The organism is Oerskovia sp. PE-21s (genome assembly GCF_056158145.1).
In genome coordinates, this window is the sequence record NZ_JBUXJM010000010.1 from 139,950 (window position 1) to 152,115 (window position 12,166).

General features: G+C 72.7%; 11 protein-coding genes. All 11 read left to right on the forward strand.

Features of this window, described 5'->3' with window-relative positions; all coding sequences use genetic code 11:
• Positions 1-30: 30 nt before the first annotated feature.
• The 11 genes from argC to tyrS all read left to right on the forward strand — a co-directional run bounded on the left by argC (position 31) and on the right by tyrS (position 11,814).
• Entirely contained in the window at positions 31-1,107 is a 1,077-nt protein-coding gene (gene argC / locus ACZDYF_RS17570; protein ID WP_191790705.1) for an N-acetyl-gamma-glutamyl-phosphate reductase, read from the forward strand.
• Positions 1,104-2,300, forward strand: coding sequence for a bifunctional glutamate N-acetyltransferase/amino-acid acetyltransferase ArgJ (gene argJ / locus ACZDYF_RS17575; RefSeq protein WP_475060474.1), 1,197 nt, complete (start codon positions 1,104-1,106; stop codon positions 2,298-2,300). Before argC ends, argJ begins: the two co-directional genes overlap by 4 nt.
• Positions 2,297-3,277, forward strand: coding sequence for an acetylglutamate kinase (argB, locus tag ACZDYF_RS17580; protein WP_475060477.1), 981 nt, complete (start codon positions 2,297-2,299; stop codon positions 3,275-3,277). Before argJ ends, argB begins: the two co-directional genes overlap by 4 nt.
• A complete protein-coding gene (locus tag ACZDYF_RS17585; protein WP_475060481.1) occupies positions 3,274-4,710 on the forward strand; it encodes an acetylornithine transaminase in 1,437 nt (478 codons plus the stop codon). Before argB ends, ACZDYF_RS17585 begins: the two co-directional genes overlap by 4 nt.
• 2 nt (positions 4,711-4,712) lie before the next feature.
• Positions 4,713-5,660 carry an ornithine carbamoyltransferase gene (gene argF / locus ACZDYF_RS17590; protein WP_191790708.1) on the forward strand — a complete coding sequence of 316 codons (948 nt, stop codon included), beginning with the start codon at positions 4,713-4,715 and terminating at the stop codon, positions 5,658-5,660.
• Positions 5,661-5,683: 23 nt separating this feature from the next.
• Entirely contained in the window at positions 5,684-6,214 is a 531-nt protein-coding gene (locus ACZDYF_RS17595) for an arginine repressor (RefSeq protein WP_475060485.1), read from the forward strand.
• Positions 6,215-6,313: 99 nt separating this feature from the next.
• On the forward strand, positions 6,314-7,543 hold the full coding sequence (locus ACZDYF_RS17600) for an argininosuccinate synthase (RefSeq protein ID WP_475060490.1): 1,230 nt from the start codon (positions 6,314-6,316) through the stop codon (positions 7,541-7,543).
• A gap of 3 nt (positions 7,544-7,546) precedes the next feature.
• Entirely contained in the window at positions 7,547-9,016 is a 1,470-nt protein-coding gene (gene argH / locus ACZDYF_RS17605; RefSeq protein WP_475060493.1) for an argininosuccinate lyase, read from the forward strand.
• A gap of 7 nt (positions 9,017-9,023) precedes the next feature.
• Positions 9,024-9,665, forward strand: a complete 642-nt coding sequence (locus ACZDYF_RS17610; RefSeq protein WP_475060496.1) for a uridine kinase family protein — start codon at positions 9,024-9,026, stop codon at positions 9,663-9,665.
• An 81-nt stretch (positions 9,666-9,746) separates the two neighbouring features.
• Positions 9,747-10,421, forward strand: coding sequence for a DNA-3-methyladenine glycosylase (locus ACZDYF_RS17615; RefSeq protein ID WP_364078863.1), 675 nt, complete (start codon positions 9,747-9,749; stop codon positions 10,419-10,421).
• Between the two features lie 133 nt (positions 10,422-10,554).
• Positions 10,555-11,814, forward strand: a complete 1,260-nt coding sequence (tyrS, locus tag ACZDYF_RS17620; protein WP_307824062.1) for a tyrosine--tRNA ligase — start codon at positions 10,555-10,557, stop codon at positions 11,812-11,814.
• Positions 11,815-12,166 lie beyond the last annotated feature (352 nt).

A 12,166-nucleotide genomic window follows, 5' to 3' on the forward strand; every position in this document is an offset into this window, starting at 1 on the left:
TCGACTGCATAACTATGTATAGTTCTGCATATGACGATCACAGTGGCAGTCGCCGGTGCGTCCGGCTACGCGGGCGGTGAGATGCTCCGGCTCCTCGCCGGGCACCCCGAGGTCGAGATCGGCGCGCTCACGGCGCACTCCAACGCGGGGTCGCTGCTCGGGCTGCACCAGCCGCACCTGCGGTCGCTCGCGGACCGCGTGCTGCTGCCCACGACCGTCGAGCACCTGGTGGGCCACGACGTCGTCGTGCTCGCGCTGCCCCACGGCGCGTCCGGTGAGATCGCCGCGCAGCTGCCCGACGACGTCCTGGTCCTCGACCTCGGCGCGGACCACCGGCTCGCGTCCGCCGCGGACTGGACCGCGTTCTACGGCTCCGAGCACGCGGGCACCTGGCCCTACGGCCTGCCCGAGCTCCTGATCACCGAGCAGACCGGCGCGGGCGTCGAGTACACCAAGCAGCGCGAGGTCCTCGCGGGCGCACGGCGCATCGCTGTCCCCGGGTGCAACGTCACGGCCGTGACCCTGGGCCTGCAGCCCGGCATCGCCGCGGGCCTGCTCAGCCCGGTGGACGTCGTCGCGGTCCTCGCGAACGGGTACTCGGGCGCGGGAAAGTCGCTCAAGACGCACCTGCTCGCCTCCGAGGCGCTCGGTTCCGCGCAGCCCTACGCCGTGGGCGGCTCGCACCGCCACATCCCGGAGATCGCGCAGAACCTGCGCTCGGCCGGCGCCGACGAGGTCACGATCTCCTTCACGCCCACGCTCGTGCCCATGGCGCGCGGCATCCTCGCGACCGCGACGGCCCGCCTGGCCCCGGGCCACGAGGACCTGAGCGTCGCCGACCTGCGCCAGGCCTACGAGCAGGCGTACGTCGGCGAGCCCTTCGTCGAGCTCCTGCCCGAGGGGCAGTGGCCCACCACTGCCATGACTCTGGGCGCCAACACGGCCCTGGTCCAGGTCGCGATCGACCGCGCAGCGGGCCGCGTCGTGACCGTGACCGCGATCGACAACCTCGTCAAGGGGACCGCCGGCGGCGCCGTGCAGTCCATGAACATCGCCCTGGGACTGCCGCAGACCCTGGGCCTGACCACCGAAGGGGTCGCACCGTGACCGTCACCGGACCGCTCGGCTTCCGGGCCGCAGGAGTCGCCGCCGGGCTCAAGTCCACCGGGAAGAAGGACGTCGCGCTCGTCGTCAACGAGGGCCCGCTCGACGTCGCCGCGGCCGTCTTCACGTCGAACCGCGTGTTCGCGGCCCCCGTCGCGTGGTCGCGCCAGGCCGTCGCCGACGGCATCGCACGCGCCGTCGTCCTCAACTCGGGTGGCGCGAACGCGTGCACCGGCCCCGAGGGCTTCGCCGACACCCACCGCACGGCCGAGTACGTCGCGGACCTCCTCGAGGTCTCGGCGGGCGACGTCCTGGTCTGCTCGACGGGCCTCATCGGCGAGCGCCTGCCCATGGAGAAGCTGCTCCCGGGCTGTGACGCTGCGGCCGGCGCGGCCGACGCCGAGGGCGGCCCCGACGCGGCCCTCGCGATCATGACCACGGACACCGTGCCCAAGACCGTCCTCGTCACGCGCGACGTGGCCGACGAGCACAGCGTCGACGGCGCCACGAGCTGGTCCGTGGGCGGCATGGCCAAGGGCGCAGGGATGCTCGCACCGGGCCTCGCGACCATGCTCTGCGTCCTGACCACGGACGCCGTCGTCGACGCCGCGACCGCGGACGCCGCGCTGCGGGCCGCGACCGCCACCACGTTCGACCGGGTCGACTCCGACGGCTGCATGTCGACGAACGACACGGTGATCCTCCTGGCCTCCGGTGCGTCCCAGGTGCCGGTGACCCTCGAGGAGCTCACGGCGGCCGTGACCGAGGCGTGCGCGGACCTCGCGCGGGCCCTGGTCGCGGACGCCGAGGGCGCCAGCCACGACATCGCGGTGACCGTCACGAACGCGAGCGACGAGACCGCGGCGCTCGCGGTCGCCCGCGCCGTGACCCGGTCCAACCTCTTCAAGGCAGCGGTGTTCGGCAACGACCCCAACTGGGGCCGGGTGCTCTCGGCCGTCGGGACCGTCCCCGAGGACGTCGCACCCTTCGACGCGCTCGCGCTCGACGTGTCGATCAACGGCGTCCAGGTCTGCCGCGCCGGGGGAGTGGGCGAGCCCCGCGAGCTCGTCGACCTCGCCTCGGCCCGCGAGGTGCACGTCGAGGTCGACCTGCACGCGGGCGACGCCCAGGTCACGGTCTGGACCAACGACCTCACGCACGACTACGTCCACGAGAACAGCGCGTACTCGTCGTGAGCGCCCAGACGTCAGAGGTCGCCGCCCGGTCGGCGGCGTTCGACACGCGGACCGACCTGACCCCCGGCCAGAAGGCCGAGGTCCTGCTCGAGGCCATGCCCTGGCTGCAGGAGTTCCGCGACGCGCTCGTGGTCGTCAAGTACGGCGGCAACGCCATGATCGACGACGAGCTCAAGGCGGCGTTCGCGCGCGACATGGTGTTCCTGCGCCAGGTCGGCCTGCATCCCGTCGTGGTGCACGGCGGCGGCCCCCAGATCTCCGCGATGCTCGCGCGCCTCGGCATCGAGAGCGAGTTCCGCGGCGGCCTGCGCGTGACCACGCCCGAGGCGATGGACGTCGTGCGCATGGTCCTCACGGGCCAGGTCTCGCGCGAGCTCGTCGGGCTCATCAACGCGCACGGCCCGTACGCGGTCGGGCTGTCGGGCGAGGACGGCGGCCTGCTCCAGGCGCAGCGGCGCCACGCCGTGGTCGACGGAGAGCCCGTGGACGTCGGGCTCGTGGGAGACGTCGTCGAGGTGCACCCCTCCGCGGTCCAGGACCTGCTCGACGCCGGGCGCATCCCCGTCGTCTCGACCATCGCACCCGACATCGACGACCCGACCCAGGTTCTCAACGTCAACGCCGACACGGCCGCGGCCGCGCTCGCCGTCGCGCTCGGCGCCAAGAAGCTCATCGTCCTGACCGACGTCGAGGGCCTGTACACGTCGTGGCCGGACAAGAGCTCGCTCGTCGCCGAGATCACGCGCTCCGAGCTCGCCGACCTGCTGCCCTCGCTCGAGGCCGGCATGGTTCCCAAGATGGAGGCGTGCCTGCGGGCCGTGTCCGGGGGCGTCCCGCGAGCGACCGTGATCGACGGCCGGGTCGCGCACTCGGTCCTCCTGGAGGTCTTCACGACGCGTGGCAACGGGACCATGGTCGTCCCGGACGCGCTCGCCTCCACCCCCGCCGCCCTTCCCGTCCCGCAGGAGCAGTCATGAACGGCACGACCGGCGAGGTCTCGTCGACGCACCCCGCCGAGGTCGCCCCGGCGACCACCGAGACGCAGGCCACCGACGCCGCCCGGAGCGTCGAGGGGGCCGCGGACACGACCCTGGCCGGCCCGGGCAGCGTCGCGCAGTGGACCGAGCGCTACACGCACGCGGTCATGGACACGTTCGGCGCACCGCAGAAGGTCCTGGTCCGCGGCGAGGGCGCGTACGTGTGGGACGCGGACGGCAAGCGCTACCTCGACCTGCTCGCGGGCATCGCGGTCAACGCGCTGGGCCACGCGCACCCCACGCTCACGGCCGCGGTCAGCGCGCAGCTCGGGACGCTCGGGCACGTGTCGAACTTCTTCGGCTCGCCCACGCAGATCGCGCTCGCCGAGCGGCTCCTGAACCTCGCGCAGGCCCCCGAGGGGTCGCGCGTCTTCTTCACCAACTCGGGCACCGAGGCCAACGAGGCCGCGTTCAAGATGGCCCGGCGCAACCGTGACGGCGTCGGTGGTCCCGGGACGCGCACCCGTGTCCTCGCGCTCGAGGGAGGATTCCACGGCCGCAGCATGGGCGCGCTCGCGCTCACGTCGAAGGCCGCGTACCGCGAGCCCTTCGAGCCCCTGCCGGGCGGTGTCGAGTTCGTCCCGTTCGGTGACGTGGCCGCGCTCGAGGAGGCCTTCTCGCCCGACGCCGTCGCCGCGCGCGGCGAGGTCGCGGCACTGGTCGTCGAGCCGGTCCAGGGTGAGGCGGGCGTGCGCCCGCTGTCGCCCGGCTACCTGGTGGCCGCGCGCGACCTGACCGCGGCGTCGGGCGCCCTGCTGGTCCTCGACGAGGTCCAGACGGGCGTGGGACGCACGGGGTCGTGGTTCGCGTTCCAGCAGCAGGAGATCGGCGGGGGCATCACGCCCGACGTCGTCACGCTCGCCAAGGGGCTCGGCGGCGGTTTCCCCGTGGGCGCCGTCGTGGCGTTCGGTGAGCGCGCCGCGACCCTCCTGGGCCGCGGTCAGCACGGCACGACGTTCGGGGGCAACCCGGTCGCGGCGGCCGCCGCGCTCGCGACGCTCGGCGTGATCGAGCGCGACGGCCTGCTGGCCAACGTGCGCGCGGTCGGCGAGGCGCTGCGCGACGGGATCGCCGCGTGCGGCAACCCGGTGGTCGCGGGGACCCGCGGCCTGGGGCTGCTGATCGCGGTCCAGCTCTCGGCACCGGTCTCCGCGGAGGTCGCACGCCTGGCGCTCGACGCCGGGTTCATCGTCAACGCGGTCCAGCCCGACGCGATCCGCCTCGCCCCGCCGCTCATCCTGACGCGCGACCAGGCGAGCGAGGTCGTCGCCTTCTTCGCGAGCCTGCCCGCGGACCTCGTGGCCGCCTCCGCGTCCGGTACGGCCGCCCCCACCACTTCGTCCATCACCCCAGCCACCCCACAGAAGGGCTGACCGTGACCTCGACCGCTTCCGTCCGGCACTTCCTGCGCGACGACGACCTGACCCCCGCCGAGCAGCGCGAGGTGCTCGAGCTGGGCCTCGGCTTCCGCGAGGACCGCTTCATCCGCACGCCGCTGCGCGGGCCGCAGGCCGTCGCGGTGATCTTCGACAAGCCGTCGACCCGCACACGCGTGTCGTTCTCGGTGGGCATCGCCGAGCTCGGTGGCTACCCGCTCGTGATCGACGCGGCGTCGAGCCAGCTCGGGCGCGGTGAGCCCATCGCGGACACGGCCCGCGTCCTGGACCGTCAGACGTCGGCGATCGTGTGGCGGACGTTCGGCCAGGAGCGCGTCGAGGAGATGGCGCGGGCCGCGACCGTCCCGGTCGTCAACGCCCTGACCGACGAGTTCCACCCCTGCCAGATCCTCGCGGACCTGCTGACGGTCGCCCAGCTTCGCGGCGGCGTCGACTCGCTCGCCGGCACGTCGCTCGTCTACCTGGGCGACGGTGCCAACAACATGGCGCACTCCTACCTCCTGGGCGGCGTGACCGCGGGCATGCACGTGCGCATCGGGGCCCCGGCCGGCTTCCTGCCGGACCCGGCGGTCGTCGCCGACGCCGAGCGCATCGCCCGGGACACGGGCGGTTCGGTGCTCGTGACCACGGACGCGGCCGAGGCCACGCGTGGCGCGGACGTCGTCGCGACCGACACCTGGGTCTCGATGGGCGACGAGGCGAGCGCGGCCGAGCGCGAGCTGCCGTTCGTCCCGTACCAGGTGAACGCCGAGCTCATGGCGGTCGCTGCCGACGACGCGCTCGTGCTGCACTGCCTGCCGGCCTACCGCGGCAAGGAGATCACGGCCGAGGTCATCGACGGCCCGCAGTCGGCCGTCTGGGACGAGGCCGAGAACCGCCTGCACGCCCAGAAGGCGCTGCTGACCTGGTTGCTGGAACGCTCGTGACGACCGCCCTCGGCCCGGGAAGCGTGCCCACCACCAAGGCGGCACGCCACGCGCGCATCGCGCAGCTCGTCGCCCGGCACGAGATCCACTCCCAGGCCGAGCTCGCCAAGGCGCTCGCCGAGGACGGCGTGAGCGTCACGCAGGCGACGCTCTCGCGTGACCTCATCGAGCTGCGGGCCGAGAAGGTCCGCAGCGCGTCGGGCGCGCTGGTCTACGCGGTGCCCGGCGAGGGCGGCGACCGCTCGGTCCAGGTCGCGAACGACGCCGAGTACGTCGCGGCCAGGCTCGCGCGGCTGTGCGCCGAGCTGCTGGTCTCGGCCGAGGCGTCGGGCAACCTCGTCGTGCTGCGCACGCCGCCCGGCGCCGCGCAGTACCTGGCGTCGGCGATCGACCACTCGGTGTTCGTCGGCGTCCTGGGCACGATCGCGGGCGACGACACCGTCCTGGTGATCTCGCGCGACGTCGACGGCGGCGAGGACCTGGCCGCGCGGTTCCTGGCCCTGACCAACCCCGTGACCCCCGCCACCCCCACGATCTCAGCACCTCCTGGCTAGCGACGGCCCGCACGGGCCGCGCAGCGACCACGGCGACCGCCGAGCCTCGGCGGCTGCCACACTTGGACCCATCACCCCACGCAAGGAAGAGAACAAGTCATGACTGAACGCGTCGTGCTCGCCTACTCGGGCGGCCTGGACACCTCCGTTGCCATCGGCTGGATCGGCGAGGCCACCGGTGCCGAGGTCGTCGCCGTGGCCGTCGACGTCGGCCAGGGCGGCGAGGACCTCGAGGTCATCCGCCAGCGCGCCCTCGACTGCGGCGCCGTCGAGGCCTACGTCGCGGACGCCCGCGACGAGTTCGCCGAGGAGTACTGCATGCCCGCGCTGCGCGCGAACGGCCTGTACCTCGACCGCTACCCGCTGGTCTCCGCGATCTCGCGCCCCGTGATCGTTAAGCACCTGGTGCGCGCGGCCCGCCAGTTCGGCGCGACGACCGTCGCGCACGGCTGCACGGGAAAGGGCAACGACCAGGTCCGCTTCGAGGTCGCGACGACGTCGCTCGCGCCCGAGCTCAAGACGATCGCGCCGGTCCGCGACCTCGCGCTGACGCGCGAGAAGGCCATCGCGTACGCCGAGAAGCACTCGCTGCCGATCGCCACGACGAAGCACAACCCGTTCTCGGTCGACCAGAACGTGTGGGGACGCGCCGTCGAGACGGGCTTCCTCGAGGACATCTGGAACGCCCCGACGAAGGACGTCTACAACTACACCGACGACCCGACGTTCCCGCCGGTCGCGGACGAGGTCATCATCACGTTCGAGCAGGGCGTGCCGGTCGCGCTCGACGGCGTCCCCGTGACCCCGTTGCAGGCCATCCAGGAGATGAACCGTCGCGCCGGCGCCCAGGGCGTGGGCCGCATCGACATCGTCGAGGACCGCCTGGTCGGCATCAAGTCCCGCGAGATCTACGAGGCCCCGGGCGCGATCGCTCTCATCGCGGCGCACCAGGAGCTCGAGAACGTGACCCTCGAGCGCGAGCAGGCCCGCTTCAAGCGTGGCGTCGAGCAGCGCTGGACCGAGCTGGTCTACGACGGCATGTGGTTCAGCCCGCTCAAGAAGTCGCTCGACGTCTTCATCGACGACACCCAGCGCTACGTCTCGGGCGACATCCGCCTCGTCCTGCACGGCGGACGCGCGACCGTCACGGGCCGCCGCAGCGAGTCGAGCCTGTACGACTTCAACCTCGCGACCTACGACGAGGGCGACTCGTTCGACCAGTCGCAGGCCAAGGGCTTCATCGAGATCTTCGGCCTCACTGCCAAGCTCTCTGCGGCCCGTGACGAGAAGTTCGGCAACGGCGTGGACTTCGGCACCGGGAGCCTGTGAACCATGAGTGACGAGATCACGTCCGGCGCCGCTGCGGGCGACGCGGCCGAGGTGGAGCGCGCGTCGGAGGCTCCCGTGAGCCTGTGGGGTGGCCGGTTCGCCGGCGGTCCCGCGCAGGCCCTGGCCGCTCTCTCGCAGTCGACGCACTTCGACTGGCGCCTCGCGCAGCACGACATCGCGGGATCCCGGGCCCACGCCAAGGTGCTCGCGGCGGCGGGGCTGCTCGACGACGACGAGCTGACCGCGATGCTCGAGGCGCTGGACGTGCTCTCGGCCGACGTCGGGTCGGGGACGTTCCTCCCGGTCCTGGCCGACGAGGACGTGCACACGGCCCTCGAGCGCGGGCTCATCGAGCGCGCGGGTCCGGAGCTCGGCGGCAAGCTGCGCGCGGGGCGTTCGCGCAACGACCAGATCGCGACGCTCGTGCGGTCGTACCTGCGCGAGGAGGCCCGCGCGATCGGGCTCCTGGTGCTCGACGTCGTCGACGCCCTGATCGAGCAGGCCGAGGCGCACCCCGGCGCCCCGATGCCGGGCCGCACGCACCTGCAGCACGCGCAGCCGGTGCTGCTCGCGCACCACCTGCTGGCGCACGCGTGGCCGCTGCTGCGCGACGTCGACCGCTTCATCGACTGGGACGTGCGGGCGGGGCGCTCGCCCTACGGCTCGGGCGCGCTCGCCGGCTCGTCGCTGGGCCTGGACCCCGCTGCGGTCGCGGCGGACCTGGGTTTTGACGGCCCGGTCGAGAACTCGATCGACGGCACGGCCTCGCGCGACGTCGTGGCGGAGTTCGCGTTCGTCTCGGCCATGCTGGGTGTCGACCTCTCGCGCTTCGCGGAGGAGATCATCATCTGGAACACCAAGGAGTTCGGCTTCGTCCGCCTGGACGACGCCTACTCCACGGGCTCCAGCATCATGCCGCAGAAGAAGAACCCGGACATCGCGGAGCTCGCGCGCGGCAAGGCCGGGCGTCTCATCGGCGACCTGACGGGTCTGCTGGCCACGCTCAAGGGCCTGCCGCTCGCGTACAACCGCGACCTGCAGGAGGACAAGGAGCCGGTGTTCGACCAGGTCGACACCCTCAAGGTCCTGCTCCCGGCGTACGCGGGCATGGTCCGCACCCTGACGTTCGACACCGAGCGCATGGCCTCGCTCGCCCCGCAGGGCTTCTCTCTCGCGACCGACATCGCGGAGTGGCTCGTCCGTCAGGGCGTGCCGTTCCGGGTGGCTCACGAGGTCGCGGGTGCGTGCGTGCGGGTCTGCGAGGAGCGCGGCATCGAGCTGTGGGACCTGACGGACGCGGACCTCGCGGAGATCTCCGAGCACCTCACCCCGGGAGTGCGGGACGTGCTCACGGTCGAGGGTTCGCTCGCCTCGCGCGACGCGGTGGGCGGTACGGCTCCTGCGCGTGTCGCGGAGCAGCTCGAGGAGGCCAAGGCGCGTTCGGCCGAGTACCGCTTCTGGGTGCAGGGCTGAGGTCACCATGAGCGTGAGCGCTGCGGTCCTCGATGACCTCGTGGCCCGCGTGCACGACGGCGTAGCGCGCCTCGGTCAGGGACGTCCGGCTGGTCCGGGCGTCCCTCGCGGGGGCGCGTGCCGCCTGGTCGTCGTCGACGGGCCGGCAGGGTCCGGGAAGACCACGCTGGCCGCGCAGCTCGGCGTGGTGCTACCTGCCCAGGTGATCCACATGGACGACCTGTACGAGGGCTGGACGGGGATGACGGCGGGCGCGGGGCGGCTCGTCGAGCAGGTCCTCGACCCGCTCGCCGCCGGTCGGCCCGGGCGCTATCAACGCTACGACTGGACGCTCGAGGACTTCGCCGAGTGGCACGACGTCCCGCTCGCCCCGTTCCTCGTGGTCGAGGGCTGCGGCGCGGGTGCCCGGCGGATCGCCGAGATGACGACGCTGCTCGTCTGGGTCGAGGCCGACGACGAGCTCCGCCTGACGCGCGGCCTCGCGCGCGACGGTCAGGAGGCCCGTGTGCACTGGCTCGAGTGGATGGCCTCGGAGCGAGCGGTCTACGCGACCGAGGGGACGGCCGAGCGGGCCGACGTCGTGCTCGACGGGTTCGGCGAGCCGGTCACGGCGCGCCCTCGTGCGCACGAGCGCGCGGGCGAAGCCTGACCGTCCACGATCGCAGGTGAGACGTCGAGACGTGCTCGGCGTAGATTGCGGGGGAGACGCCCGCCCAGCCAGGAGGCCCATGTGACCGAGTCCCGTTCCACCACGGACCTCGACGCCCCCGCGCCGGACGTTCCCGCGCGCGGATGGTTCTCCCGCCCGAGCCTCGAGGTCGCACGCGACCTCCTGGGGGCCTCGATCACCCACCGCACCCCGGAGGGCAGCGTCACCGTCCGCCTCACGGAGGTCGAGGCCTACGACGGCGAGCAGGACCCGGGGTCGCACGCCTTCCGCGGTCGGACCGAGCGCAACCGGGCCATGTACGGCGAGCCGGGTCACCTGTACGTCTACCGTCACCTGGGCCTGCACCACTGCGTCAACGTGGTCTGCGGCCCGGTGGGCTCCGCGTCGGCGGTCCTCCTGCGGGCGGGCGAGGTGACCGACGGCGTCGCGCTGGCACGGGCGCGCCGGCTCGCTGCCGGCGTCTGCGACTCGGACCGCCAGATCGCGCGCGGACCGGCACGTCTCGCGGTGGCGCTCGGCCTGGACCTGGCCCACTACGGGCTGGACGTGACGGACGAGGCGGGCGACGTCGTCGTGCACCGGGACGTACGGACCCTGCGTCCCGCGATCGCGACCGGACCTCGCGTCGGCGTGAGCGGCGACGGCGGAGACGCGAGCGTCTACCCGTGGCGCCTGTGGCTGACGGGCGACCCGACCGTCTCGGCCTACCGGCCCGCGACGCGCCGCACCCGCTGACGAGCCCGGTCCCCGGCGGAGTCGGTGCTGGAGGGCGGGACACGGCAGACTAGGACCTCGGGCGCGCGGAACGACGGCGCGCCCGTCCCACGCCCTGCGCCGCACCGCGCGCGGGCACGACGAAGGAGATGCAGTGAACGACGTTCTCGACGAGTTGCAATGGCGAGGCCTGGTGGCGCAGTCCACCGACGAGGCCGCGCTGCGTGCTGCGCTGGCCGAGGGACCCGTCACGTATTACTGCGGCTTCGACCCGACCGCGCCGAGCCTGCACCACGGTCACCTGGTGCAGCTCATCCTGCTGCGCCACCTGCAGCTCGCGGGGCACCGTGCCATCGCGCTCGTCGGCGGCGCCACGGGGATGATCGGCGACCCGCGTCAGTCGGGGGAGCGGATCCTCAACACCAAGGACACGGTCGCCGAGTGGACCGAGCGCCTCAAGGCGCAGGTCTCGCGCTTCCTCGACTTCGAGGGCGACAACCCGGCGCGCATCGCGAACAACCTCGACTGGACGGCGAACCTCACGGCGATCGACTTCCTGCGGGAGATCGGCAAGCACTACCGTCTGGGCACCATGCTGGCCAAGGACACCGTGGCGCGTCGCCTGAGGTCGGACGAGGGGATCAGCTTCACCGAGTTCAGCTACCAGATCCTGCAGGGCAACGACTACCTCGAGCTCTTCCGGCGTGAGGGCGTCACGCTCCAGACGGGTGGCAACGACCAGTGGGGCAACCTGCTCTCGGGTGTCGAGCTGATCCGCAAGGCCGAGGGGGCGTCGGTGCACGTCCTGACGACGCCACTCATCACCAAGGCCGACGGGACCAAGTTCGGCAAGACCGAGGGCGGGGCCGTGTGGCTCGACCCCGACATGATGAGCCCGTACGCGTTCTACCAGTACTGGGTCAACGCGGACGACGCCGACGTGGTGGGCTGGCTCAAGATCTTCACGTTCCGCACCGCGGAGGAGATCGCTGAGCTCGAGCGTGCGGTCGCCGAGCGTCCCGCGGCGCGCGAGGCGCAGAAGGCGCTCGCGGCCGACGTCACCACGCTGGTCCACGGCGCCGCCGCGACCGAGGCGGTCATCGCCGCGAGCCAGGCGCTCTTCGGCCGGGGGGACCTGGGTGCCCTGGACGCCGGCACGCTCGCCGCGGCCGTGGCGGAGCTCCCGCGCACGACGGCGGCGCCCGGAGACCTCGTCGTCGACCTTCTCGTGGGGTCGGGGCTCGTGGGTTCGAAGGGCGCGGCGCGGCGCGCGATCGCCGAGGGCGGCGCCTACGTCAACAACGTGAAGGTGACGTCCGAGGATGCTGCCCTCGGGGCGGACGACCTCCTGCACGGGCGCTTCGCCGTCCTGCGCCGGGGCAAGCGGACGCTCGCGGTGGCCGAGGTCGCGTGACGGACCTTTGTGCACGACGCCGGGGCCAAGGGGTTCGTCCCCCTGGCCCCGCCGTCGTTGCAGGGGCCGACGGCGCCCTCGACCGGACCGGCTGGCGGCGCGGTGACCGGGGTCACCGCGCCCGGGTTTGACCTCGCCCGTCACCTCGACGTAATCTTCTGGATGTCAGCCCGACAGGGAGGAACAGACACCACTGCGAAGCTCCTCGGAGCCGCCGCGATGTGGCTGGTCCCACGGGCAGGCCACCCACACGAACTTCAGGTCCTGGATCTGTCGACTCGTGAGGGGACCGGAGAAGGTACCGTCTCCGCCTCGGCGGTAGACACGGTGATCCAGACCTGGTAAGGTAGAG

Bases quoted from the DNA above. Each gene is read 5' to 3' on its own strand.
- ACZDYF_RS17585 (WP_475060481.1), top strand. From the start codon at position 3,274: ATGAACGGCACGACCGGCGAGGTCTCGTCGACGCACCCCGCCGAGGTC.
- ACZDYF_RS17600 (WP_475060490.1), top strand. From the start codon at position 6,314: ATGACTGAACGCGTCGTGCTCGCCTACTCGGGCGGCCTGGACACCTCC.
- argH (WP_475060493.1), top strand. From the start codon at position 7,547: ATGAGTGACGAGATCACGTCCGGCGCCGCTGCGGGCGACGCGGCCGAG.
- argC (WP_191790705.1), top strand. From the start codon at position 31: ATGACGATCACAGTGGCAGTCGCCGGTGCGTCCGGCTACGCGGGCGGT.
- ACZDYF_RS17610 (WP_475060496.1), top strand. From the start codon at position 9,024: ATGAGCGTGAGCGCTGCGGTCCTCGATGACCTCGTGGCCCGCGTGCAC.